Source organism: Streptomyces sp. NPDC085900, assembly GCF_044540925.1.
GTDB classification, from domain to species: Bacteria; Actinomycetota; Actinomycetes; order Streptomycetales; family Streptomycetaceae; genus Streptomyces; species Streptomyces gilvifuscus.
On sequence record NZ_JBITSP010000004.1, the window covers coordinates 285,952 to 309,628 of the forward strand.

24 protein-coding genes and 1 tRNA gene are annotated in these 23,677 nt (G+C 72.6%); 9 read left to right on the forward strand and 16 right to left on the reverse strand.

Features of this window, described 5'->3' with window-relative positions; all coding sequences use genetic code 11:
- Positions 1 to 169 precede the first annotated feature (169 nt).
- Genes ACIGDI_RS15350 through ACIGDI_RS15360 form a run of 3 tightly spaced genes read left to right on the forward strand, consistent with a single transcriptional unit; the run spans position 170 to position 1,904 of the window.
- Positions 170 to 541, forward strand: a complete 372-nt coding sequence (locus tag ACIGDI_RS15350) for a hypothetical protein (RefSeq protein ID WP_399895944.1) — start codon at positions 170 to 172, stop codon at positions 539 to 541.
- Positions 542 to 584: 43 nt separating this feature from the next.
- A complete protein-coding gene (locus tag ACIGDI_RS15355; RefSeq protein WP_399895947.1) occupies positions 585 to 1,433 on the forward strand; it encodes a helix-turn-helix domain-containing protein in 849 nt (282 codons plus the stop codon).
- Between the two features lie 45 nt (positions 1,434 to 1,478).
- On the forward strand, positions 1,479 to 1,904 hold the full coding sequence (locus ACIGDI_RS15360) for a VOC family protein (protein WP_399895950.1): 426 nt from the start codon (positions 1,479 to 1,481) through the stop codon (positions 1,902 to 1,904).
- Positions 1,905 to 1,916: 12 nt separating this feature from the next.
- Here the strand turns inward: ACIGDI_RS15360 and ACIGDI_RS15365 are convergent, their stop codons facing one another.
- From ACIGDI_RS15365 to ACIGDI_RS15375, 3 genes are all read right to left on the reverse strand, one after another.
- A complete protein-coding gene (locus tag ACIGDI_RS15365; protein WP_399895953.1) occupies positions 1,917 to 2,894 on the reverse strand; it encodes a cytochrome c oxidase assembly protein in 978 nt (325 codons plus the stop codon).
- A 175-nt stretch (positions 2,895 to 3,069) separates the two neighbouring features.
- The gene (locus ACIGDI_RS15370; RefSeq protein ID WP_399895956.1) at positions 3,070 to 4,056 is read right to left on the reverse strand and encodes a DMT family transporter; all 987 of its coding nucleotides are present in this window, start codon (positions 4,054 to 4,056) and stop codon (positions 3,070 to 3,072) included.
- Entirely contained in the window at positions 4,053 to 4,661 is a 609-nt protein-coding gene (locus ACIGDI_RS15375) for a TetR/AcrR family transcriptional regulator (RefSeq protein ID WP_399895959.1), read from the reverse strand. The genes ACIGDI_RS15370 and ACIGDI_RS15375 overlap by 4 nt, the downstream gene beginning before the upstream one ends.
- Positions 4,662 to 4,821: 160 nt before the next feature.
- On the opposite strand from ACIGDI_RS15375, the gene ACIGDI_RS15380 reads away from it, so the two are divergent.
- Complete coding sequence (locus ACIGDI_RS15380; RefSeq protein ID WP_399895962.1) at positions 4,822 to 6,096, forward strand: hypothetical protein; 1,275 nt, start codon at positions 4,822 to 4,824, stop codon at positions 6,094 to 6,096.
- 68 nt (positions 6,097 to 6,164) lie between these two features.
- Here the strand turns inward: ACIGDI_RS15380 and ACIGDI_RS15385 are convergent, their stop codons facing one another.
- A complete protein-coding gene (locus ACIGDI_RS15385; protein ID WP_399895965.1) occupies positions 6,165 to 8,024 on the reverse strand; it encodes an ABC transporter ATP-binding protein in 1,860 nt (619 codons plus the stop codon).
- Positions 8,025 to 8,404: 380 nt separating this feature from the next.
- Between ACIGDI_RS15385 and ACIGDI_RS15390 the strand changes: the two genes are divergently transcribed.
- Both ACIGDI_RS15390 and ACIGDI_RS15395 read left to right on the forward strand, forming a co-directional pair.
- Positions 8,405 to 9,355, forward strand: a complete 951-nt coding sequence (locus tag ACIGDI_RS15390) for an RNA polymerase sigma-70 factor (protein ID WP_399895968.1) — start codon at positions 8,405 to 8,407, stop codon at positions 9,353 to 9,355.
- A 114-nt stretch (positions 9,356 to 9,469) separates the two neighbouring features.
- A complete protein-coding gene (locus tag ACIGDI_RS15395) occupies positions 9,470 to 10,216 on the forward strand; it encodes an SDR family oxidoreductase (RefSeq protein ID WP_399895971.1) in 747 nt (248 codons plus the stop codon).
- 53 nt (positions 10,217 to 10,269) lie between these two features.
- On the opposite strand, the gene ACIGDI_RS15400 is transcribed toward ACIGDI_RS15395, so the two are convergent.
- Complete coding sequence (locus tag ACIGDI_RS15400) at positions 10,270 to 10,521, reverse strand: WhiB family transcriptional regulator (protein WP_399895974.1); 252 nt, start codon at positions 10,519 to 10,521, stop codon at positions 10,270 to 10,272.
- 113 nt (positions 10,522 to 10,634) lie between these two features.
- Here ACIGDI_RS15400 and ACIGDI_RS15405 point away from each other — a divergent pair, with 113 nt between their 5' ends.
- A complete protein-coding gene (locus ACIGDI_RS15405) occupies positions 10,635 to 11,486 on the forward strand; it encodes an RNA polymerase subunit sigma (RefSeq protein ID WP_399895977.1) in 852 nt (283 codons plus the stop codon).
- Here the strand turns inward: ACIGDI_RS15405 and ACIGDI_RS15410 are convergent.
- Positions 11,468 to 11,541: transfer RNA gene (locus ACIGDI_RS15410), tRNA-Pro, on the reverse strand. The genes ACIGDI_RS15405 and ACIGDI_RS15410 overlap by 19 nt on opposite strands.
- 119 nt (positions 11,542 to 11,660) lie before the next feature.
- Positions 11,661 to 13,112 carry an MFS transporter gene (locus ACIGDI_RS15415; RefSeq protein ID WP_399895980.1) on the reverse strand — a complete coding sequence of 484 codons (1,452 nt, stop codon included), beginning with the start codon at positions 13,110 to 13,112 and terminating at the stop codon, positions 11,661 to 11,663.
- Between the two features lie 226 nt (positions 13,113 to 13,338).
- Here ACIGDI_RS15415 and ACIGDI_RS15420 point away from each other — a divergent pair, with 226 nt between their 5' ends.
- Together ACIGDI_RS15420 and ACIGDI_RS15425 are read left to right on the forward strand one after the other, a co-directional pair.
- Entirely contained in the window at positions 13,339 to 13,908 is a 570-nt protein-coding gene (locus tag ACIGDI_RS15420; RefSeq protein ID WP_399895983.1) for a TetR/AcrR family transcriptional regulator, read from the forward strand.
- Between the two features lie 165 nt (positions 13,909 to 14,073).
- Positions 14,074 to 14,814 (forward strand): MBL fold metallo-hydrolase, encoded by a 741-nt coding sequence (locus ACIGDI_RS15425; RefSeq protein ID WP_399895986.1) that lies wholly within the window; start codon positions 14,074 to 14,076, stop codon positions 14,812 to 14,814.
- Positions 14,815 to 14,827: 13 nt separating this feature from the next.
- Here ACIGDI_RS15425 and ACIGDI_RS15430 read toward each other — a convergent pair whose 3' ends face one another.
- The 9 genes from ACIGDI_RS15430 to ACIGDI_RS15470 form a co-directional block, all read right to left on the reverse strand.
- The gene (locus tag ACIGDI_RS15430; RefSeq protein ID WP_200704333.1) at positions 14,828 to 15,610 is read right to left on the reverse strand and encodes an alpha/beta fold hydrolase; all 783 of its coding nucleotides are present in this window, start codon (positions 15,608 to 15,610) and stop codon (positions 14,828 to 14,830) included.
- A 217-nt stretch (positions 15,611 to 15,827) separates the two neighbouring features.
- Positions 15,828 to 17,153 (reverse strand): MFS transporter, encoded by a 1,326-nt coding sequence (locus ACIGDI_RS15435; RefSeq protein WP_399895989.1) that lies wholly within the window; start codon positions 17,151 to 17,153, stop codon positions 15,828 to 15,830.
- A 111-nt stretch (positions 17,154 to 17,264) separates the two neighbouring features.
- Complete coding sequence (locus ACIGDI_RS15440) at positions 17,265 to 18,215, reverse strand: catechol 2,3-dioxygenase (protein WP_399895992.1); 951 nt, start codon at positions 18,213 to 18,215, stop codon at positions 17,265 to 17,267.
- A complete protein-coding gene (locus ACIGDI_RS15445; protein ID WP_399895995.1) occupies positions 18,212 to 19,321 on the reverse strand; it encodes a 4-oxalomesaconate tautomerase in 1,110 nt (369 codons plus the stop codon). The genes ACIGDI_RS15440 and ACIGDI_RS15445 overlap by 4 nt, the downstream gene beginning before the upstream one ends.
- Positions 19,318 to 20,022, reverse strand: coding sequence for a 4-carboxy-4-hydroxy-2-oxoadipate aldolase/oxaloacetate decarboxylase (locus tag ACIGDI_RS15450; RefSeq protein ID WP_399895998.1), 705 nt, complete (start codon positions 20,020 to 20,022; stop codon positions 19,318 to 19,320). The genes ACIGDI_RS15445 and ACIGDI_RS15450 overlap by 4 nt, the downstream gene beginning before the upstream one ends.
- Positions 20,019 to 20,768 carry a PIG-L deacetylase family protein gene (locus ACIGDI_RS15455; protein ID WP_399896001.1) on the reverse strand — a complete coding sequence of 250 codons (750 nt, stop codon included), beginning with the start codon at positions 20,766 to 20,768 and terminating at the stop codon, positions 20,019 to 20,021. The genes ACIGDI_RS15450 and ACIGDI_RS15455 overlap by 4 nt, the downstream gene beginning before the upstream one ends.
- Before the next feature lie 61 nt (positions 20,769 to 20,829).
- The gene (locus ACIGDI_RS15460) at positions 20,830 to 21,480 is read right to left on the reverse strand and encodes a GntR family transcriptional regulator (RefSeq protein WP_200704328.1); all 651 of its coding nucleotides are present in this window, start codon (positions 21,478 to 21,480) and stop codon (positions 20,830 to 20,832) included.
- 226 nt (positions 21,481 to 21,706) lie between these two features.
- Positions 21,707 to 22,789, reverse strand: coding sequence for a maleylacetate reductase (locus tag ACIGDI_RS15465; protein ID WP_399896005.1), 1,083 nt, complete (start codon positions 22,787 to 22,789; stop codon positions 21,707 to 21,709).
- A complete protein-coding gene (locus tag ACIGDI_RS15470; RefSeq protein ID WP_399896008.1) occupies positions 22,786 to 23,652 on the reverse strand; it encodes an intradiol ring-cleavage dioxygenase in 867 nt (288 codons plus the stop codon). The genes ACIGDI_RS15465 and ACIGDI_RS15470 overlap by 4 nt, the downstream gene beginning before the upstream one ends.
- Positions 23,653 to 23,677 lie beyond the last annotated feature (25 nt).

Genomic DNA, 23,677 nt, shown 5'->3' on the forward strand with positions numbered 1-23,677 from the left:
CCCACAGTCCGGCGCCGGGGGAAGGTCGGAGGCACATCACCTTCGGGGGAGGGAGATGTGCCTCCGACCCATGTCCGGACCGGGTCCCGGGCGAGCCGCACGGCGACGGGGCGTCGGCCGGGAGCGGGTACGGTCTTCCGCAAGGCCCTCGTCCTCAGGGAGACACCTCGTGATCCACGGTTACGTCATCGGTGAAAGCCTGCGCCCCGGAGCCGAGTTCGCGCCGCGCGGGCTGCGGCTGCGCAAGGTCGGCCGGCTCGACGTCTCGGAGAGTGTGGCGGCCGGGCAGCCCTCCTACTGGACGTTCGTCGAGTGGGAGGCGGAGGAGGACGACGTCGCCGGGCTCGCCCAGGCCCTCGCCGACGCGCTGGAGCCGGAGAACGGCTGGTACGCCGACTTCGCGGCCGGTGAGGAGCGGGTGGTCGTGTTCGCCGGGAAGGTGTTCCGGTACCGGCGTGGGGATTCGGCGGGGCGGGCCGAGGTGGTGGCGTACGGGCGGTCCGTGGGCACCCCCGCGCATCAGCTGGACTGGCGGGAGTGACATACGGGCTGCCGGAGCCGGGCGGGCGCGGGAGGATGGCCGTATGGCTGCCGAGGTCGTGGACGAGGCGGTGCGGGCGGCTCCCGCGCCGCCGTTGCGCGGGCTGGTCGGCTGGTACTCCGGCTATCGGCAGCGCGGTCTTCCCGCCGCCCGGCACCGCGGTCTGCCGTCGCCGTGGCTGACGCTGATCCTCACCCTCGACGAACCGCTCAGCATGGCCGCCCACCCCGACCCGGCCGCCTCCCCCGGCGACTACCCCACCCTGCTGGGCGGCCTGCACGTCACGCCCGCGCTGATCGACATCCCCGGCCGGCAGTCCGGCATCCAGGTGGCGATCAGCCCGCTCGGCGCCCGCGTCCTGCTGGGGCTGCCCGCCGGGGCGCTGGCCGGGATCGACGCCCACGCGGACGACGTGCTGGGCGCGGACGTGCGCGAGGTCCACGAGCGGTTGCGCGAGGCTCCCGACTGGCCGGCCCGCTTCCGGGTCGTCGACGGCTGGCTGCTCGGTCGGCTCGCCCGCGGCCGGGACGTCCGGGCCGGCGCCGCGGTCGCGGAGGCGTGGCAGCGGCTGCTGGGCGCCGGCGGCCGGCTGCGCGTCGACGAACTCGCCGCCCGGACCGGCTTCAGCGACCGCCATCTGCGCACGCTCTTCCGCACCGAGATCGGCCTCACGCCCAAGGCCGCCGCCCGGGTCGTCCGCTTCGACCTGGCCCGGCGCCGCCTGGCCGCCCGGCCGGGCCCGCCCGATCTGGCGGGTCTGGCCGCCGACTGCGGCTACGCGGACCAGTCCCACCTGGACCGGGAGTTCGCCGCGCTGGCCTCCTGCACGCCCAGCGCCTGGCTGGCGCAGGAGTTCCGAAACATCCAAGCCGGGCACCATCCGCCCGCGTGACGCTGAGGGAGTCCACCCACCGGCCCCGAGAAAGAGGCGCATCCCATGACCAGCACTCCCGGCCCCGCCGAGCGATCGCCCGCCCCGCAGGTCTGGCCCACCCTGCGCGCCCGTGACGCCCGTGCCCTGATCAGGTTCCTCGTCGACGCGTTCGGCTTCGAGGAGACGGTGGTGTACGGCGACGGCGAACTGGTGCAGCACGCGCAGGTCAGCTGGCCCGAGGGCGGCGGCGTGATGCTGGGCTCCGTGCGCGAGGGCAAGGACGCGGGCGACGGCCCGACGCCGCCCGGGCACTTCAGCGCCTACGTCGTCACCGCCGACCCGGACGCCGTGCACGCCCGTGCCAAGGCCGCCGGCGCCGACATCATCACCGACCTGCATGTCACGGACTACGGCTCCCGCGACTTCGCCGCCCGCGATCCCGAGGGCAACCGCTGGTACTTCGGCACGTACCGGGGCGAGCCGCGCTGAGGCGGGGCGAGGTCAGGAACCCGGTCGCTGCTGCCGGATGCGCTGGGCGACGGCGCTGTTCTCCGTCTCCCACCACGGACGCACGAGATCGGACTCCTGCGCCGATCCCTGCACCGGGCCGGCCGGGACCAGTTCCGTCGCCAGGCGGCGGTCCAGCGCGACCGTCTCCGCGCGTTCGGTGCGGGCCCACTGGACCAGGATCGCGAGCAGGAAGGGCAGCGCCACCAGCTCGGCGATGCTGATCATCGCACCGCCGCCGACCTGCTGGTCGTGCTGGACGTCCGGCGACCAGGCCGGGGCATGGTGCAGATACCAGGCACCGGCGATCAGGGTGCCGTGGGTCATGACCACGATGCCCGGTACGGCGTCGACGATGCCGTCGAGGAACACCAGCGCCGCCCGCACGGGGTGGGTGCACCAGCGCGGCAGCGCCTCCTCGCGGGTGAGTACCGGTACGACGAACAGGCAGCCGGCGAGCAGCAGATGCAGATACATCACCTGGTGCAGCCAGCCCACGCGCAGCGCGGTCTCGAAGTACGGCGTGAAGTACACGGTCAGCTCGGTGGCCAGTACCAGGACCGTACTGACCAGCGGGAAGGTGAGCACCCGTACCGAACGCCCGGTCATGGCCCGCCGTACGCGTCCGGCGGCGGGCTCGGGCAGGGCGCGCAGGGCGAGCCGCAGCGGGTCGCCCAGCGCCAGGCCGAGCGGTGCGATCAGGTCGAGGAGGATGTTCTGCACCGCGGCCGGCCAGAACAGCACCCGGTCGTAGACGGCGAGGGCCGACATGGTGGCCACGACCAGGGCCCCCAGGCCGAGCAGCCCGAAGGCGGCGCCGCGGGCCACGGGCCACGGCTCGCCCCGGCGCCGCAGCCGCAGGACGCCCCAGCAGTAGAGGCCGCCGAGGAGGGCGACGAGCAGCAGCGCGGGCACGTCCGACTGCCACGAGGTGAACAGGCGTCCCGGGGTCAGCTCCGGCAGACTCCCCATGACGCCCCTCTCTCCACGGCACGCCGGCCTGGCGGCGACCGGACTCGCCGAGGCACTTTACGCCGCCGGTGACCGGCCCGAAGGCACCACGCCCGGCGACCGCCCACCGTCATACCTCCCTCATGCCGAGCTCTTACCGGAGGGGTCCGGTCCGGGCCGTGGCGGTGGCCCGGGGTCAGCCCGGGCAGGCCTGTTCCGGTTCCGTCGTGGGTGTGGTGGTGGCACGAAGCCGTGGTGCGGGGCGGCGGGACGGTGTGGTGAGGACGGCGAGGCAGCCGACGACCAGGGCGACGCCGGCCCAGCCGAGCAGAGGCAGGCGTTCACCGACGACCAGTACGGCCAGCACGGCGGCGACGGCGGGTTCCAGCAGCGAGAGGGTGGTTGCGGTGCTCGCAGGGACATGTGCCAGGCCCCAGCCGAACAGCAGGTAGCCGAGGAACATCGGGATCAGGGCCATGTAGGCGCCGACGGCCGCGTTGGACCAGGACGCCAGCAGCGGGGCGCCGGTGGCGAGCAGCACGGGCAGGAGCAACAGGCCGCCCAGGCCGAAGACCGTGCCCATGGCGGCGCCCGAGGGAATGCCGCGGCTGATCAGGCGGTGCGCGGCCCAGGAGTACAGGGCGTAGGTGAAGCCGGCGACCAGGCCGAGTGCCACGCCGAGTACGGTCGCCCGGGCGGAGTGGCCCGCCGTACCGGATTCCGACCGGCCCGTTTCGGCCAGGCAGAGCAGCACGGTGCCGGACAGGCCCAGGCCGGCTCCGGCCGTCCAGCGGCGGGTGAGGCGTCGGCCGTCCCTCACCCGCTCGATGAACGCCGAGGCGAGCGGGGCCGAGCCGATGGAGACGACCGTGCCTGCGGCGACGCCGGCCAGGTGCATGGAGCTGTAGAAGGCCAGCGGGTAGGCGCCCACCGACAGCGCGCCGGTCACGACCACACCGCGGTGCGCGCGCAGGCGGGCCGCTTCCCCGGCGATGCGCGGGGCGGCCAGGAGGGCCTGGAGCAGGCCGCCCAGTCCCATGGCCGCGGCCCCGATGGCGAGCGGTCCCACGCCCGGGGCGAAGGTCGCGGCGGTGCCGGTGGTTCCCCATAGGACCGACGCCATGAGCACGCACACCGCGCCCATGCCGGCCGGGCCGGGCGCGTGCACGGCCGGCCGCGTCACAGCCGGTCCAGCAGGTCGGCCGCCATGGCCCGCGCACGCACCACCCGGGTGGCCGCGCCCTCCAGGCCGGCGCGCGCCATGGCGCCCTCCAGCAGGAAGGACAGCTGCTCCGCGAGGGCGCGGGCCTCCTCGGGGCGGTCGGGCAGCAGTTCCCCCAGGTGTCCGGCGAGCAGGGCCTCGACCTCCTCCTTGTGCCGGCGCACCAGGTCCCGCCCCTCGTGCCCGGCGGGCAGTTCGGCGGCCGCGTTCAGCAGCCCGCACCCGCGGAAGCCGCGTTCGTAGGCGAAGGCGGCGTGATCGGCGTACGCGTCGAAGACGGCCAGGACGCCGCCGCGCGGGTCGCGGGCCTCCGCCAGCCGTTGCCGGTACAGGCCGAGCCACTCCTCGTGCCGCTCGTCGAGGTAGGCCAGCACCAGGTCGGCCTTGGAGGAGAAGTTGTTGTAGAGGCTCATCTTGGCCACGCCGGCCTCGGCGGTGATGGTGTCGATCCCGGTCGCCGAGACCCCGTCCGCGTAGAAGCGGCGGGCGGCGGCGGCGAGCAGCCGGCCACGCGCGCTGCCGGGCCGCTTCCCGGGGCGTGCTGCCGGGGTGGCCGGGTCGTCCATGGGTCCCTCCAACCAAGGGATTAGGTAGGTCGGTCTACCTAGTATTCCATACGGTTTCCCGGTGCAACCATTCGTGTGCGGAGGGGGTCTGTTGTTGCGGAACTCGCGTTCCCACAAAGTTCGTTCGCCCGCCGCCGATGCTTCACCCCGAGGACCCCCCATGCTGCAGAGCTCCCCCGGCCTCCGCCCGCTCCGACTGGCCGCCGGCACCCTCGGCGCCGTCGCCCTGACAGCCCTGGGCGTCACGCCGGCCACGGCCGTCGACGACTCCGGGGCCGTACTGACTCTGAGCCCCATCGCCCCGGTCAGCGGTGTGAAGCCGGGCGCAAGCTTCGACGTGCCGGCCTCGTTCACCGACACCGGCAGCGCCTCGGTCGGCAAGGTCTATCTGTCGTACTCCGTCACCCGCGGCCTGAGCCACACGGAGCTGCCCTCCAACTGCCTGCGCTACGAGGTGGCTTCGTTCGACGAGGCACCCAGCAAGTCCGAGGCGGTCTGCGAGTTCGACCAGACGGTGAAGCCGGGTGTCGTCTACGCGCCGGAGAAGTCGCTGACGCTCAAGGCCCTCGACCGTGCCCTCTACGACCGGCTGCGGGTGGTCGTCGCCACCGACGACCCCGCCCCCACCGACGGCGCCGCCGAGCCCGTCCGCGGCACCGGCCCCGCCGTCAAGCTGGTCGAGCGGCCCGACGACAAGCCGGCGCAGCCCGGTCACAGCGCCCACCCCGACTGGGACGCGGTCGATGTCGCGGTCACGGCCGAGAACACCGCCGACTTCCAGGTCACCGGCGCCGATCTCAAGGGCCGGGTGGGCGACACGGTCGGTCTGACGGTGAGGTTCACCAACGCCGGTCCGGCCTGGGTACTGCGGGACGGGGACATCCCGGTCACCAAGGTGAAGATCAGGATGCCGGCCGGTACGACCGTCACCAAGGCCCATGACTTCTGCGACAAGGTGGCCACCGGAAGCTACGAGTGCGGCACCAGCCAGGCCTGGGAGAACGAGGGCGAGGGCGAGACCTACACCTTCAAGCTGCGCATCGACAAGGCGGTGCCCGGCGCCAAGGGCTCGGTGTCCCTCGGCGGGGCTCCCCGGCCGTTCGACGACCACAAGGCGAACGACAAGGCCGACATCACGCTCGACGTCGCCGGTGGCTCGACGGGCGGTTCCGGTTCCACGGGCGGTACCGGCTCGACGACGTCCGGCGGCGGTACGGGCGGCTCGTCCACCGGCGGTTCCACCTCCACGGGCGGCGGTTCCGCCACCGGGGGCGGCTCGTCCACGAACGGCACCTCAGCGCAGTCCGGCTCCGGCGGCGACCTGGCGAGCACCGGTTCCGGCGCCGTCCTGCCCGTCGCGGGCGCGGCCGCCGCGGCCGTCGCCGTCGGCGCGGGCGCCGTCGTGGTGGCCCGCCGCCGCCGCGCCTCCCGATAGCGGCCGCAGCCCCGCAGATCCTGCGCGCCCGGCACCCCGTGGGCGGTTCGGCCCACGGGGTGCGGGGGTCAGCGCAGGTCGGCGCCGGCGACACTGCCGGTGACCCGGCCGTCCGTCAGCGCAGAGTCGGCGGGCGCGTTGTCGTCGAGGAAGCCGCCCGACTGGTGCGACCACAGCTTCGCGTAGGCGCCCTCGGCCGCGAGCAGTTCCTGGTGCGTGCCCTGTTCGAGGATCCGGCCGCGGTCGAGGACGACGAGCCGGTCCATGCCCGCGACCGTGCTCAGCCGGTGCGCCACCACCAGGGCCGTCCGCCCCTCCATCAGCCGCCACAGCGCTTCCTGCACGAGGATCTCGCTCTCGGAGTCCAGTGCGCTGGTCGCCTCGTCGAGCAGCAGGATCGGCGCGTCCCGCAGGATCGCCCGGGCCAGGGCGACGCGTTGGCGCTGCCCGCCGGACAGCTTGATGCCGCGCTCGCCCACCATGGTGTCGAAGCCGTGCGGCAGCGCGTCGGCGAACTCCGTGACGTGCGCCGCCTCGGCAGCCCGGCGGATCTCCGCGTCGGTGGCGTCCGGCCGGGCGAAGGCGATGTTGTCGCGCAGGGTGCGGTGGAACATGGCCGGGTCCTGCGGCACGTACGCGATGAGGCCGCGCAGGTCGGCCTGGCGCATCCTGCTGATGTCCTGGCCGCCGATGAGGATCCGGCCGCCGTCGATGTCCGTCATCCGCAGCAGCAGCCGCGTCAGCGTGGTCTTGCCGCCGCCGGACCGGCCGACGAGGCCGATCTTCGTGCCGCTGGGCACGGCCAGGTCGAGGCCGTCGAAGAGCGGCTCCCCTCCCCCGTGGGCGAAGGTCACCCGCTCGAAGCGGACATCGGCGGGGCCCTTGCGCAGCGGCTCCGGGGCCGTCGGGTCGAGCACGGTCGGCGGCACCAGCAGCAGCTCGGTGAACTGCGCGGCCTCCGTCATCGAGCTCTCCAGACGCCGGTAGATCTGGTTGAAGTCGAACATGATCTTGGTGGCGTTGGTGTAGTAGGTGAAGGCGACGACGATCGCCTCCACCCCGTGCTCGCCGCCGGCGAGCGTGACCGCGAGCAGCAGCCCGAGGACGTTGGTCAGCACCGACATCGGCGCGACCAGGGTGTCGATGCGGAGGTTGCCGTAGTCCCACGACCGCAGCATCAGGCGCCGTGAGTGCGCGACCCGCGAGCGGTGTTCGGCGGCCTCGCGTTCCTCGGCGGCGAACGCCCGGACCGTGTCCATGTTCATCAGGCTGTCGGCGACATGGCCCGAGACCCGCGCGATCGCCTCCTCGCGCTGGTCGACGAGGGCCTGACGGCGCCGGATGAGCGGTATCACCAGCAGGGCCGTCAGCGCGATCATCGCCAGCAGTCCGACGACCAGCAGCGGTTCGTAGCGCCACAGCACCACCGACCCGAAGATCAGCGGCACGAGGCTGCCCACGACGTTGAAGGTCAGGGTGTCGATGAAGTCCTCGAAGCGGGAGGCGAAGCTCAGCACCCGCTTGGTCAGCGATCCGGCGAAGTTGTCGTGGAAGAAGGCGGCGTCCTTGGCGAACAGCTCGTCCATGCCCAGGACGTACAGGTGCTCGACGCCGAGGGCGTCGAGGCGGTTCAGACAGTGCAGGCCGATGCGCCAGAGGCCCTCCGCCAGCAGCATGACGCCGGCGAAGCCGATGACGTACGGCAGTGTCGCGCCGAGGCCGACGCCGTCGTCGCCGGCGATGCGGGCGACGAGCTTGGCCACGATGAGCGGCGCGATGTAGTTGAGGCCGATGTTTCCGAGGGCCGGCAGCAGCATGGCGGGTGCCGTCAGCCGCCGTAACCGGGCCAGTTGTCGTCCGTAGTAGCGAAGTGCGAGGAGCACGGAGCCCCTGCGCGGCGAACCCGCGCGTGCGTCAGCTGATCCCATCCCGATCCCGTCGTCGTACGGCGGTGGTCCTGCGCGTGATTCGGCGGAGAACGTCGTTCGCGTGAGCGCCCTCGCACAGCTCGCGGCGACGCCCTCGCGCGAGTACGTGCAGGCCAGGAATGGGAGTGTCCCGCGAAGGCCCCTGCCCGGTCCACGCGTTTTCCGCCCGCCGGGAGGTGCGCCCGCGGCGCGCGGGACGCACGTCACGAGCGGTCCGGGGAGTGCGTGGGTGTAAGGGGAGTGCGTGGGTGTCACAGAACCGCCCCCTGTCCGGTCCTGGTTCTGTGAGGACCGACATCAGCACCACCCGACAGGCGGAGGTGGCCGCGGAACCGGCGGGGTACGGCTCCGGCATGACGGACGCGGAACCGGGAGCAGGGATGACCACTGGGGACGAGAAGGCTTCCGACGACGACACGGGGTCCCTCGACGACACCGCCTCTCTCGGTGACGCCGCATCTCTCGGCGAGGCCACGAGGGCGTTTCTGGCGGCCCGCCCACAGCTCTTCGGCATCGCCTACCGCGTCCTCGGCAGTGCCACGGAGGCGGAGGACATCGTCCAGGAGGCGTGGCTGCGGTGGCAGAACACCGATCGCGGCGCCGTACGCGAACCGGCGGCGTTCCTCGCCACCATCACCGCCCGTCTGGCGATCAACCTCGCCCAGTCCGCCCGGGTGCGGCGCGAGTCGTACACCGGCCCCTGGCTGCCGGAGCCGGTCGACACGCGCGCCGACCCGCAGTTGGGGGCGGAGCGGGCCGAGGCGCTCGACATGGCGGTGCTCTTCCTGCTGGAGAAGCTGAATCCCGTGGAGCGCGCCGCCTATGTGCTGCGAGAGGCCTTCGACTACCCGTATCCGCAGATCGCGGAGATGCTGGAGCTGAGTGAGGCCAACACGCGTCAGCTGGTGAGCCGCGCCCGCAAACACCTGTCGTCGGACCGCCGCAGGCCGGTCGAGCCCGCGGCGCACCGGCGGCTGATGCGGGTGTTCCTCGCCGCGGCGCAGACCGGCGATCTGGCGGTCCTCGAAGGCTTGCTCGCCGAGGACGTGGCCAGCTACTCCGACGGTGGCGGGGTCCGCGGGGCGTCGAGGATCCCGGTCTTCGGACGTCGGCGCGTCTCCCGGTACCTGGCCGCCTTCGCCCCGCGCTTCTGGCCCGGCAAGGACATCCGGCAAGTTGAGGCCAACGGCATGCCGGCCGCTCTCGTCCTGGCCGACGGGAAGGCCGTGGCCCTGCTCTGCCTCGACGCCTCGGAACGCGGCATCGAGCGCCTCCTGTGGGTCATGAACCCGCGCAAACTCGCGCCCTACGTGGCATCCCTGGACGGCTGAGGACCGGATTCGCCCGTGCCGTCAGGAGCGCGGGCGGGCCACCTGTCACAGGTCGCCGTCCTGCCCTGTCAGTCCTCATGCAGGGACCAGAAAGACTCCGAGAGGAATTCCGACATGAAGGTCGTAGTGATCGGTGGCACCGGGCTCATCGGCTCGAAGGTGGTCGCGCGGCTCGGCGAACACGGGCAAGAGGCGGTCGCGGCCGCGCCCGGCACGGGCGTCGACACGCTGACCGGTGAGGGACTGGCCGAGGTCCTGCGGGGCGCGTCGGTCGTGGTCGACGTCTCCAACTCCCCCTCGTTCAAGGACGAGGACGTCATGGACTTCTTCCGCACGTCCACGGCCAACCTCCTCGAGGCGGAGACGGAGGCCGGTGTGGCGCACCATGTCGCCCTGTCCGTCGTCGGCACCGAACGCCTGCTGGAGAGCGGGTACTTCCGGGCCAAGCAGGTCCAGGAGGACCTGATCAGGGCGTCGGACGTCCCCTGGTCGATCGTGCACGCCACCCAGTTCTTCGAGTTCGCGAAGGGACTCGCCGACGGGATGACCGACGGCGACACCGTCCGCCTGCCCGACGCGAAGATCCAGCCCATGGTCTCCGACGACGTCGCCGCGGCCGTCGGCCGTGCCGCGGTCGGCGACCCGGTGGGCGGTGTGGTGGAGACCGGCGGCCCCGAGGTCTTCCGGCTGGAGGAGTTCATCCGCATGGGCCTCGCCGCACAGAACGACTCCCGCAAGGTCGTCACGGACCCGCAGGCCCGCTACTGGGGTGCCGAGTTGCGGGAGGACACGCTTCTGCCGGGCCCGGACGCGCACCTCGCCGAGACCCGCTTCGCCGACTGGCTCGCGCGGCAGAAGTGAGCCCGCGGGGGCCCTCGCCCACAGGGGAGGGCCCCCGGCGCTCCGGCCCGCGCCTACTCGGCCCTGGACGTCTGCAGGGCCGTGCCTTGGCGCATCGCACGGCGTTCGGCTTCCGTCGTGCCACCCCAGACGCCTTCCACGTTCCCCGCCCGCATCGCCCAGGCGAGGCACTGCTCGACGACGGGGCAACGGCCGCAGACGGCCTTGGCCCGGTCGATCTGCCGAAGCGTCGGACCGCTGACGGATATGGGGAAGAACAGGTCGGGGTCTTCACGCAGACAAGCTGCCCGCTCGCGCCAGTGCATGGCTCGGTCACCTCGTTCGGTGGTGAGGGGGTGTGGAACGCGGGGTCTGCCTATAGGACACGTCGACCGGCGCATCTGTGACATTCGGCGGCTCAGGAACGGAAGGTGCCGGGATGGATCAGGGCGACGCGGTGCCGCTCGCGGAGCTGCTGGAGGAGCGTCGGTTCCTGCTGGACGTCGCCCACGGGACGCTGGGCAGCGCGGATGCGGCGGAGAGCGTCGTCGACGAGACCTACCGCCGGTGGTACGGGCTGTCCGACGCGGCACGCCGGCGGATCACCGTGCCCCGGTCCTGGCTGGCGGAGACCGTGGGCGGAATCTGCCGGGAGGCGGAGCGGGAGACGGACCGGCTCGTCGCGAACCCGTCGCCGGCCGCCGCCTCACGTACCTCCGAGGCGGCACTCGGCACGATCACCGACCCCGGTGCCGCGAGGAGAGGCCGACTGCGGTGGCGGCGGTGGGGGGCAAGGAAGTCGTGGGGGTCAAGGAGGTCGTGGGCGTCGCGGCGGCACGAGACCGTCGCGCGGGCCGTGTGCCGGGCGTGTGTCGCCGAGGACGGTGAGCTGCTCGTGTCGCTGCTTCGCCCGGACGTCACGGCCCTCTTCGACGGCGGCGGCAAAGTGCGGGTCCCGACCGGGCCGGTCCACGGCGGTCGGGCCGTCGCCGAGAGCCTGCTGACCCTCCTGGGCGCCCGCCCGGGCCCCACCCTCAGCGCTCGTTCCGTCAACGGCCGCACCGGCCTCGTCGCCCGCCACGGCAACCTGGTCGTGGCCGTCATCGGCCTCGACGTCACCGGCGGCCGGGTCGCCCGGTTCTGGATCGTGCTCAACCCCGACAAGCTGCGGCCATGGAACCGGCCCTCCGCGTACTCGGCATCGCCCTCGAAGTCGCCCGGCACGGAAAAAGGACCCCCACAGACTTCCGCCTGTGAAGGCCCTTCGCACCGTCGGGACGACAGGATTTGAACCTGCGACCCCTTGACCCCCAGTCAAGTGCGCTACCAAGCTGCGCCACGTCCCGGTGCGCGCTTCGCGGTGGACCGCGTGATCGCGCAGGTCAACCTTACCGTACGGGTACCGGTGCGTGCGTCGGCCCGGCGGCGGGGCCGGCCCGGTGGTCGCCGGGCCGGCCCGGTCGCGTCAGCCGCGGGTGGCCGAGGCCACGGCCTGCGGTTCCGCGGGCGCCGGGTCGTCGCCCGCTCGCGCCGTACCGGTCAGGCGTACGGAGCGTGCCGTCGGCACCAGCAGTGCCGCCAGCGCGGCGGCCAGGCACAGCACCGCCAGCAGGGTGAAGCCGTGGGTGTAGCCGGATTCGTACGGCAGACCCGAGGCCTGGAGATGGCCGGTGACCAGTACGCCGGTCAGGGCGGCGCCGATGGAGCCGCCGATGGTCCGGATGTTGGCGTTCATGCCGGTCGCGGCGCCGGTCTGGTCCGCCGGGACGCTGCCGACGATGAGGTTGGCCATGGAGGCGAAGGCCAGGCCGATACCGAGGCCGAACAAGCCGGAGACGACGGCGACCTGCCACTGGGCGGCGTGCCAGAGGGCGAGGAAGCCCAGGGCGAGGGCGCCGAGCGCGGCACCCGTCGTCAGGAGCGGCTTCGCGCCGATCACGGGCTCCAGTCGGCCGCTGAGGATGCCCGAGACGAACATCGCGACCAGCATCGGGAGCATCAGCAGCCCGGAGGCCGTCACGCTCGCGCCGAAGCCGTATCCGGCCGAGCTCGGTGTCTGGACGAAGCCCGGCAGGAAGGACCACAGCGCGTACATGCCGGCGCCGAACAGCAGGGCCGCGGCGTTGGTGGTCCACACCGCCGGCAGTCGCATCACGCGCAGGTCGATCAGCGGGGTGCGCGAGCGGGCCTCGGCCAGCAGCCACACCGCGAACAGGACGGCCGCGGCGATGAACAGGCCGATCACCTTCCCCGAGCCCCAGCCCCACTTGGCCGCCTGGCTCAGCGGCAGCAGCAGTGCCACCAGCCAGGCCGAGAGCAGGCCCGCGCCCAGCCAACTGACTCCGCCCTCGGCCCTGTTGGCCGACTCGGGGACGTAGCGCAGGGCGATCAGCACGGTGGCCGCGACGACGCCGACGGGGATCCAGAACAGCCAGCGGTAGTCGAGCGCGGAGACGATGGGGCCGGCCGCGACGATGCCGACGCCGCCTCCCGCGGCGATCACCGCGGAGAGGTTGGAGATGCTGCCGGGCACCCGGGACGGGGCGAACTCGTCCCGGATGATGCCGAAGGAGAGCGGGAACAGGGCGCCGCCGACGCCCTGCACGACCCGCGCGACGATCAGGACGCCGATGTCCGGGGCGAGCGCGGCGAGCAGACAGCCGAGCAGCACGACGAAGAGGACGGCGACGAGGGTGCGTTTCTTGCCGATCAGGTCGCCGACCCGGCCGAGTATCGGCGTGAAGACGGAGGCGGACAACAGGTAGGCCGTCATCACCCAGGTCGCCGTGGACTGGGAGGTGTGCAGCGCGTGCTGGACGGTGGGCAGGGCAGGCGCGATCAGCGACTGCAGCATGGCGAACACACCGGCGCCGGTCGCGAGGACCGAGAAGGTGAGACGGGTGGACTTGCGGGGCATGAGGGGCCTCTCCGAACGGGGTGCGGCCTCGGGTCGCGGTCGTACGGGCCTGGTGCGCCGCTCGGGCGGCACCGGCACGCCGACGGCCGCGGTGAGCGGTCGCGGAAAGGTGGTCGACGGACCTCGCACTGCTAAAGTGGAGGTACGCCTCCACTCTAGCGGAGGCATCCCTCCGCTTCAAGTAGCGGAGGCACCCCTCCGTATTGATCGTGCTCGGGAGGCATCCGTGACGTTCCCCGTAGGCGAGATCGTGGCGTCCCGGCGGCCGCACCGGAAGGACGCCGCCCGCAACTACGACGCCCTGCTGGCCGCGGCCCGCGAGGCGTTCGCCGCACACGGCGCGGAGGCGTCCCTGGAGGACATCGCCCGCCGTGCGGGCGTCGGCATCGGCACCCTGTACCGGAACTTCCCGACCCGGCGTGACCTCTTCGAGAGCGTCTACGCGGACGAGGTCAACGAGCTGGTCCGGGTCGCCCGGGAGGTCGCCGAGCTGGAGCCCTGGGAGGCGCTGACGGCATGGCTGCGCCGCTTCACCGGCTACATGGTGACCAAGCGGGCCGTGCGCGAGGCCCTGAACGACGAGTCGGAGATCTTCCAGGCCTGCCGGACCTCGATGTACGCGGCGGGCGGACCGCTGTTCGAGCGGGCGCAGGAGGCCGGTGAGGCCCGTAAGGACATGGACTTCACCGACCTGCTGCGGATGGTCGCCGGGATCACGGCGACGGCCTTCGACGACGACGCCCAGCGGGACCGGGTGCTCGCCATCGCCCTCGACGGGGTGCGGGCGGCGCGCTGAGGCCTCGGGAGCGGGACGGGTGCGGGTGCTTGGTGGTTGGTCGCGCAGTTCCCCGCGCCCCTGAAGGGGCGCCTGGGGAGCCGTGCGTCCGTTGAGCTGGGCGAGTGCCTTCTGGGCCGCGACTGGCTCGGACCGGCCGACGGTTTCCGGCGTAGGGTCCGTCACATGCGACTCACCGTTCTCGGCGGCTGCGGGGCCTGGCCCACGGCGCGGCAGGCGTGCAGCGGCTACCTGGTCGAACACGCGGGCTTCCGGCTGCTGATCGACCCCGGATACGCCACGCTGCCGCGGCTGTTGACACGCCTCGACGTGGGCGCGGTCGACGCGGTGCTCGTCAGCCACGGGCACCCCGACCACTGCGCCGACCTCAATCCCCTTCTGCGGGCGCGGGAGTTGCGGGACGATCCGGCACCTCCGCTCGCCGTGTACGCACCGCATCGAGCGCTGGACGCCGTCCTCGCCCTCGACCGCCCGGGCATGCTGGCGTCGGCCCTGCGCCTGCACGAGTTCAGCCCGGGCGACCGTCTCGGCATCGGTCCGTTCACGGCGGACACCGTGCTGCTGCCGCACTTCGTGCCCAACGCCGGCATCCGGCTCACCACGCCCGACGGCGTGCTCGTCTACACCGGCGACACGGGTCCCAGCCCCGACGTGCCGCGCCTGGCGCGCGACGCCGACCTGCTGGTGTCGGAGGCGACCTACGCGCGCCGGGTGCCGGACGCGGACGCCCCCTTTCTGCTCACCGCGGAGTTGGCCGGGCAGTACGCCCAACAGGCGGGCGTGTCAGGGCTGTTGCTGACCCATCTGTGGCCCGGGACCGATCGGGCGACGGTGCTCGAAGCGGCCCGTGAGGGCTTCTCGGGACCCGTCGGCGTCGCCGTACCGGACCTGGTCGTCGACCTCTGAGCGGTCGCCCGGCTCAGACCGCGGCGACCGCTTCCGCGATCACGTCGGCGACCCGTGCGGGCTGCTGGACCAGCAGCATGTGACCGGCGTCGGGCACCGTGACCATGCGGACGTGCGGGCAGGCCTCCAGGCCCTTGCGTTCGGTGTCCGTCAGGCCGATCTCGTCGTGGTCGCCCCGCACGACCCAGGCGGGGACGGCGGCCCCGCACAGCCGGTCGACCAGCGAGGGATGGCGGCCCAGGTACTCGTAGTAGCCGTGCACGATCCTGCGGCAGGTCGCGGGGTCGTTGCCGCGCATCGCCGCCGCCAGCACGTCCGCACGGGCCTTGGGCAGTTCGCGCTTCATCGCGGACGGCACGATCTTGAGCATCCCCGACCAGGCCACCGTGCCGAGGGCGGGGACCCGGCCGAGCGCGTCCATCACCGCCAGGAACGAGGCCTCGTCCTTGCGCGAGAAGGAGGGCGACAGCAGGACCAGCGGGCCCTTGAACAACCCGGCCGCCGCCATCTCCAGGGCCACGTTCGCCCCGAGGCTGTGGCCCACGACCACATCGCATCCGGTGTCGGCCGCGAAGCGCGCCATCAGCTCCGCGTAGTGCTCCATGGACACGTCCTCGGGCGCCTCGGTGCCGGCCATCCCCGGCTGCGTCACCGCCACCAGCCCCACGTCGGCGAGCACGGGCTCGGCCATCACGTCGGCGTAGAACTCGGTCGAGCACATCCCGCCCGGAATCATCATCACCCGGTGCGTGGCCCCCTCGGGACCCGCACGCCGGACATCCCAACGCTCGCTCATACAACGAGCGTGCCCCCGGCCGGAACACCTCGCATCCGCTACGCCGACCGGCCCGCGCCGGGAGACCGGCCGCGCACAACCGGAACGCGCGGGGTGCCGCAACACCGGCCGCCGGAATGCCCTCCTCCTCGAACGCCGAGCGCCGGCCCCGCGGCGTCGCGGGGCCGGCGTTCGTCCTCGTTTCCGAACCATTGGTCGACCGGGCGGGCGCCGTTGTTCAGTGGGCCGCGACCAGGTTCTGTTCGGTGTCGGCCGGGGTGGCCGTCCGGGGCGTGCGCAGGGCGGCGATGCCGATGAAGACCATGGAGGAGACTCCGGCGAGGGCGAAGGCGGTGAAGCCCCACTCCCCGTTGCCGGCGGCGAGCAGCCGGCCGCCGAGCCACGGGCCGAAGACGGCACCGAAGCGGCCCATGCCGGAGGTCCAGCCGACGGCGGTGGCGCGGTTGTCCGGGGTGGAGCGGATGGAGACGGTCGCGTAGATCATCGTCTGCGCGCTGTTGAGGAAGACGCCGGTGAGGAAGACGACCAGCGTGGTGACGCCCATCGACAGGTGGACGCTGAGCAGGTAGACGCCGGCGGCCGTGAGCGCGAACCAGATCGCCGAGATGCGCGGGGCGCCGAACCGGTCGGCCGCGCGGCCGGCGACCAGCATGCCGACGATGCCGCCGAGGTTGAAGACGACGACGAAGGTCAGCGCGTTGGTGAGCTCGTAGCCCTCGGTGCGCATCAGGGTGGGCAGCCAGGTGGCGACGCCGTACACGAGGAGCAGTCCGCCGAAGGAGGCCAGCCAGTACAGCAGGGTCTGGACCCACTCGCCGCCGCGGAAGAGGCCGAGCAGCGCGTCCCAGCGGTCGGCGGCCGTCTTCCTGCCGGACGTGGCGGGCAGTTCGACGTCGTAGCGGGCGGCGAGCCCGGCGGCCTCCTCCTCGCGGCCCTTGGCGACCAGGAAGCTCAGCGACTCGGGCAGCAGCTTGAGCAGCACCGGGGCGAAGAGCAGCGGGGCCACGCAGACCCAGAAGGCCGCCCGCCAGCCGACGGGCTCCACCAGCCACTTGGCCACGTAGGCCGAGAGGATGCCGCCCGCGTGGTGGGCCGTCATCAGCAGGCCGATGACGATCGCGCCGCGGCCGCGGGGGGCGTAGTCGGAGACCATGCTGATCGCGGTCGGCAGCAGTCCGCCGAGGCCGACGCCGGCGAGGGTCCGGCCGAGGCCGAAGACCGCGACGCTGTCGGAGATGGCGCAGATCGCGGAGGCCAGCGAGAACAGCGTCACGCAGCCGATCATCAGCTTCTTGCGGCCGATCCGGTCCGCGACCGTGCCCGCGGTCAGCGCGCCGACCAGCATGCCGAAGGTGGCGTAGGAGCCGAGGTCGCCGGCCTGGTCCGGGGTGAGGCCGAAGGTCTTCGTCTCCAGCAGATGCGGCAGCACGGAGCCGTAGATGAACATGTCGAGGCCGTCGAAGAGGACGGCGAGCCAGCACAGCCCGACGACCAGGAGGGCCAGTCTGCTGCCGCGAGCGGTCGGGGAGGGGGAGGAAGACATCGTTGGTTACCTCTCGTACGTGGTGCGCTAGACGCTAAGGAGCCACCCCCAGAGAGTCAACACTTTTGTCAACAATCTCATCGACAATCTGGAGGTGGCTCGCAGCCCTGCTCAGGCGACCGGCGGCGTCCCGTGCGTGTGGAACGACTCGATGGTCTTCAGACCCCAGGCCTGCCCCTTCTTCCGCTCCTCCTCGGTCCAGGTGATCAGCGGCCAGTCGGGGGCCAGCACCAGCCGGGTCAGCGGGTTGCACAACTCGATGCGGTTGCCGCCCGGTTCGTAGACGTAGAGGAAGAACGTCTGCTGGATGGCGTGCTTGTGCGGGCCCGTCTCGATGAACACACCGCTGTCGATGGCGAGATCGGCGGCGCGCAGGACGTCCTCGCGGGTGTCGGTCGCGAAGGCGATGTGGTGCAGCCGCCCGGCCGAACCGGTCCAGTCCTCGGTGTAGACGACGTCGTACGACTTGTTCGTGTACGTCAGCCAACGCGCCGCGACGCGGCCCGAGTCGAGCCGGATCTGCTCCGTCGGCCGGGCGCCGAGCACGTGCTGCTGGAACTCGGCGTTGGCGAGCACGTCGGCGGCGAGGAAGTTGACGTGGTCCAGGCGGCGGACCCCGACTCCCCTGTTGGGTTTGGCCTGGGGCTGGTTCTTCAGCGCCGGCCGCAGTTCCTCGGGGGCCCGGTAGTGCTCGCTCTCCCAGTACAGGGCGTGCTCGTGGCCGTCCGGGTCGGTGGTCGAGTACAGCTTGCCCAGGCCGGGTTCGTCCTCGACCCAGGTGCCGGAGGCGCCCGCCTCCTCGATCGCCCTGATACGGCGGTGCAGGGCCTCCTCGCTGGAGGTGCGCAGGGCGAGCCGGCCGAGGCCGGGCCGCTCGCGGGCGGTGAGGACCAGGCTGTGGTGCTCGTAGTCGTCGAAGGTCCGCAGGTAGACCGTGTCGCCGTGCCGGCCGTTGACGGTCAGGCCGAGGTAGTCGGTGAAGAAGGCGACGCTGGCGTCCAGGTCGGGGGTGAAGAGCTGGGCGTGGCCGATGTGGGCGATGTCGCCGAGCGGCGGAGTCATCGTTGACCTCCATGGGGGTGCGGGGGGATCGGTGCCGTCTCGGCGGATCGGGGGAACACGGTGCCGTCGAAGATCTTGCGGGCCGTGCGGACGACGGCCGTGCGGCGGGCGACGGGCAGGCCGTCGGAGCCCGTGGTGAGGCTGCTCTCGATGTCCATGAAGCCCGTGGGGTGTTCTATGCGGACCCGGTCGCCGCCCCCGTCGAATTCCGCGAGATCCGGGCCCACGCCGCCCTCGATCCGCAGGCCGGCGGCGACGCCGGCGGCGCCCAGTACGCCGATCGAGGTGTGGCAGCGGACCGGGATGAAGGTGCGGGTGGTCACCGCGCCGCCGTCGCGGGGCCGGGCCAGCAGGGTCAGCTTGGGCACGGTCGTGCCGGAGACGTCGCCGAGTCCCATCAGCCGGCCCGCCTCGAGGCGGATCGCGCGCAGCCGGTCGGCGAGCGCGAGGTCCTCCTCCAGGTCCTTGGGCGCCTCGTAGCCGGTGACGCCGAGCGAGGCGGCCTCGATGAGCACCGTGGGCATGCCGTTGTCCACGCAGGTGACGGGCACGCCGTCGATGACGTCACGTACCTTGCCGGTGGGCAGCAACTTCCCCGCGCCGGGCGGGAATTCGATGACCACTGGGGCGGCCGTCCCGGGCACGCCCGAGATTTCGGCGTCTCCGGTGTAGTCGACGCGGCCGTCGGGGGTCGGGAAGGTGGCCGTCGCGCGGTCACCGGAGTTGACCATGCGGATGCGGACGGACGTCTCCTTCTCCCCCGCCGGGACCAGTCCGCGCTCCACGGCGAACGGGCCGATGCCGGCGAGGATGTTGCCACAGTTCTGACGGTCGCTCACCTCGGGCCGGTCGACGGCGACTTGGAGGAAGAGGTAGTCGACGTCGGCGTCCGGGTCGGCGGAGGGCGAGACCACGGCCACCTTGCTGGTGAGGGGGTGGGCGCCGCCCAGGCCGTCGATCTGCCGCTCGTCCGGGCTGCCCATGACGCGCAACAGGAGTTCGTCGCGGGCGGCCGGGTCGGCGGGCAGGTCCTCGGCCAGGAAGTAGGCGCCCTTGGAGGTGCCGCCGCGCATCAGCATGCAGCGCACCTCCGCGGGACCGGTCACGAGCCGTCTCCCGTGTACTCCTCGTACGTCCGGTACTCGACGCCCAGCCGCTTGAGGGTCTCCCTCAACCCGTAGCGGTCCAGGCCGAGTTGACCGTCGAGGAAGGCGGCACGGGTGGCGGCCTCCTTGGCCTCGCGGGCCTCGGACCGCTCGGCGGCCTCGCGGGCGCGCTCGCGGGGTACGACCACGACGCCGTCGTCGTCGGCGAGGATCACGTCGCCGGGGCGGATGACCTGGCCGTCGATGGCGATCGGCACGTTGACCGAACCACCGGTGGCCTTCACGGTGCCCTGCGCCGAGACGGCGCGGGACCAGGCGGCGAAGCCCATGTCCCGCAGTTCCTGGGTGTCGCGGATGCCGGTGTTGAGAACGACACCGCGCACCCCGCGCTGCTTCAGCGCGGTCGCGAACAGTTCGCCGAACAATCCGTCCGTGCACGGGGAGGTGGTGGTGACCACGAGGATGTCGCCCTCGCCGCACTGCTCCACGGCCGCGTGGATCATGAGGTTGTCGCCGGGCCAGCCGAGTACGGTGACGGCCGTGCCCGCGACCCGCACGCCCTGCTGGACGGGCCGGATCCGCGGACCCAGCAGACCGGTGCGGCCCATCGCCTCGCTGACGGTGGCCACGCCGTAGCCGGCGAGCGCCTCGACGTCCTCGGCCTCCGCCCTCGGCGGGTTGGTGACGATGACGCCGCTCATGCCAGCTCCTTCGCGATCTGCGGGTAGGGGCGCATGTACGCCTCGGCCATGGTCTTGTGGGCCAGGCCCAGGTTGGGGCCGGCGTTGCGCTTGAGCTGGACGCCGCGGCGGACGGCGAGGTCGGTGTAGTAGTCCCACAGGTGCCGCTGGGCGCCGAGGCACTCCATGGCCTTGCGCTTGGTGTCCCAGACCTCGGTGATGTCGAGGAGCACCTCGGGCCTGAAGCCGCTCATCTCGGGCTGGTGCGGCTCGAAGTAGAAGACCGGCGGGGCGCCGATGATCTCGCCCTCGCCCGGGTAGCCGATGGCCTGCGCGAGGACGCGGGCCTCCAGGGCCATGCGGTTGGCGGCCGGATGGTCGCCGTTGTACGGGTCCTCGGTGGGGTGGGTGAGCACGACGTCGGGCTGGGTGGCGCGGTAGAGGGCGACGAGCCGGTCGGTCAGCTCGGCGGTGGCGACGAGCGGGTAGTCGCCCGCGTCGAAGAAGCGGACCTCGGCGCCGAGGGTGGCGGCGGCCTTCTCCGCCTCCTCCCGGCGTATCGCCTTGATCTCCTCCAGCGTCCTGCCCTCGCGCCAGGCCTTGGCGGACTCGCCGCGCTCGCCGAAGGTGAGGCAGGCGATGGTGACCTTCTCCCCGCGGGAGGCGGCCAGGGCGATGGCGCCGCCCGCCCGCCACACGAAGTCCCCGGCATGCGCGGTGACCACGAGGGTGGAACGTGGGGTGGCGGGCGCGTGGGCCTGAGTCATTACTGCTATCTCCTTGATGGACAGGTGGGCGCCCGCCTCCCCCGCGTCCGACGTGCGTGCGTCAGTCGCGCAGCGCCTCGATGACGCTGGTGAGGTGGGCACGGACGGCCGCCTCGGCCGCCTGCGGGTCCCTGGCCCTGATCGCCTCGATCATCGCCAGGTGCTCGTTCAGGGAGTGCTGCGGACGACCCGGCCTGAGCGCCAACTGGAAGCGGTGACGCACCAGTTGGGCGTTGAGCCGCTCCAGCAGGTCCACGGCGGTGCGCTGGCCGGAGAACTCGCGCACCTTGGCGTGCAGTTCCTGGTTGAGCTCGGAGTAGGTCATCGGCTCACCGTCGGCCACGGCCTTGGTCATCGCCGTGCCCAGCTCGGTCAGCTCGGCGAGCTGCTCGTCGCCGGCCAGGGCGGCGGCCTTCGCCGCGCACAGCCCTTCGAGGACCATGCGGCACTCGGTGATGGCGACCGCCTCCTCGACGGTCACCACCCGCACCCGCGAGCCGCGGTTGCGGATCCGCTCGACGAGGCCCTGGGCCTCCAGATCGATGAGCGCCGCCCTGATGCTCGCCCGTGTCACACCGAACTGCTCGGCGAGTTCGTTCTCCACCAGCCGCTGCGCCGGTGCCATCTCGCCGTGCAGGATCGCCTGCCGCAGCTGCGCGAGCGCATGCTGCTTGGCCTGCTCCCCGGTGCTCGGACGGGCTTCTTTCGGCATCGTTGCCCTCCCTGAGTGAGTGCCTGTCGAACCTAAATCTAGCCAAACAAGATTGTCAACAATTTTGTCCGCCGTATTGCGGGCGTAGTGATGGCGGTTTCGACATCGACGGGCGCTGGGGGTGTTCAGCCGGCCCGGACGCCGTTCCGGCCGCCCTACCGGCAGCCGTCGCACCGCTCCCGCGGACGGCGGTCGTCTCGCCCGTCCGAGAAGGGGTCCCGTCGGCTCAGGTCTCGGGGAACTCCGGCTCCGCCCCCTCGTACGCCGCCCGCAGCACCGTGAGTGCGCCTTCCGTCGTGATCGCGCGGGGGTTGGCGTAGGCCTGGCCCGCGGTCTGCGCCGCGGCCACCGCCAAGTCGGCCTCGCCCAGGCCGAGTTCGGCGAGGGTGCGGGGGGCGCCGAGGCGTTCGGCCAGGGACCGCAGGGCGCGGGGGGCGTCGTGGGTGTCCAGGGCGCGGGCCACGGCGGCGGCCGCGTCCGGGACGGCGGGGGCGTTGTAGGCGAGGGCGTAGGGCAGGACGACTGTGTGGGTCTCGGCGTGCGGCAGGCCGAAGGTGCCGCCGAGGACGTGGCACAGCTTGTGGTGCAGGCCCATGGTGGTGGCGCCGAGGCAGGAGCCGCACAGCCAGGCGCCGTACAGGGCGCGGCCGCGGGCCTCCAGGGAGTCCGGGACGTCGGCCACCGCGGGAAGGGCGGCCGCCATGGCCCGTATCCCCTCCTCGGCCATCAGCGCGGTGAGCGGCGAGCCGTCGGGGGCGTACAGGGCCTCGACGGCGTGGGCGACGGCGTTGACGCCGCTGGTGACGGAGAGCGGCACCGGCAGGGAGAGGGTGAGCTCGGGGTCGTAGACGACACTGCGCGGCAGGACGACGGGGTCCCGGCCGGTGCGCTTGGCGCCGTGTTCGGTCAGGCCCCAGACCGAGGTCATCTCCGAGCCGGAGTAGGTGGAGGGCACGGCGATCAGCGGCAGGCCGGTGCGCACGGCGACGGCCTTGCCGAGGCCGATGGACGAGCCGCCGCCGACCGCGACCAGGCCGTCCGCGCCGGCCGCGCGGGCCACCTCCACGGCCCGGTCGGCGACCTCGACGGGCACGTGCATGCGGGCGCCGTCGTGCAGGCCCACGCAGGCGGGGCCCAGGGAGTCGGCGACCGCCCGGGCGGTGGCCGTGCCGCGGCTGCCGCAGACGACGAGCAGGCGGCGCAGACCGAGTGCGGCGGCCTCCCCGGCGGTCGCGCTCGTGGCGGCGCCGGGCCGGAAGACGACCCGGACCTGCCGGGACTCGTGGGTGAAGTCGAGGACGTCCTTCACGATCGTTCCAGTACGAGGTCGAAGCGGGCGTGCCGGAAGGGGTTCGGCAGGCCCAACTCCCCTGCCAGGGAAGGGTCGTCGGTGAGTTCGAAGTCCTGGACCAGGCTCGGCTTGACGGCGAACACCGCGTCCGAGTCGAGGTAGTCGCTGCCCGCGACGAAGATGTGCGTGGTGACCGGGGCGTGCCCGTCCGCCGAGGCGATGAAGTGGATGTGGGCCGGCCGGTAGGGGTGGCGGCCGGTCGCCCGGAGCAGGTCCCCGACGGGGCCGTCGGTCGGGATCGGGTACGGGCTGGGCACGCACGTGCGGAACCGGAAGCGGCCCTCGGCGTCGGCCGTGAACAGTCCGCGGCCGTTGCCCGGCGGCTGCAGGTCGGGGCGCTGGACGTCGTAGAAGCCGTTGCCGTCGGCCTGCCACACGTCGATCGTCGCCCCCGGCAGGGGAGTTCCGTCCCCGGACAGGACGCGGCCGCTGACCGCGCACGGCTCGCCGCCGCCCACCAGGTCGATGTTCTCGCCGAGTCGGCGTACCGGGGACTCGGTCATGTGGAACGGGCCGAGGACCGTCGACTCGGTGGCGCCCGGCGCGCGGTCGCCGTTGATCGTCTCGACCAGCATCGACAGACCGAGCACGTCGGACAGGAGGATGAACTCCTGTCGGATGTCCGTGCACGTCTGCCCGGTCGCGGTCAGGAACGAGACGGCCCGCTCCCACTCCGCCTGGGTCAGCCGGGTCTCGCGCGCGAAGGCGTGCAGATGCCGGATCAGGCCGGTGAGCAGCTCGCGCAGGCGCGGGTCGGCGGTGCCGGCCAGGCTGTTCACCGCCTCGTCCGTGACGGTCGTGCTCGTGGCGTCGGTGGTCATCTGTCGCTTCCTTCCCCGGTGCGCC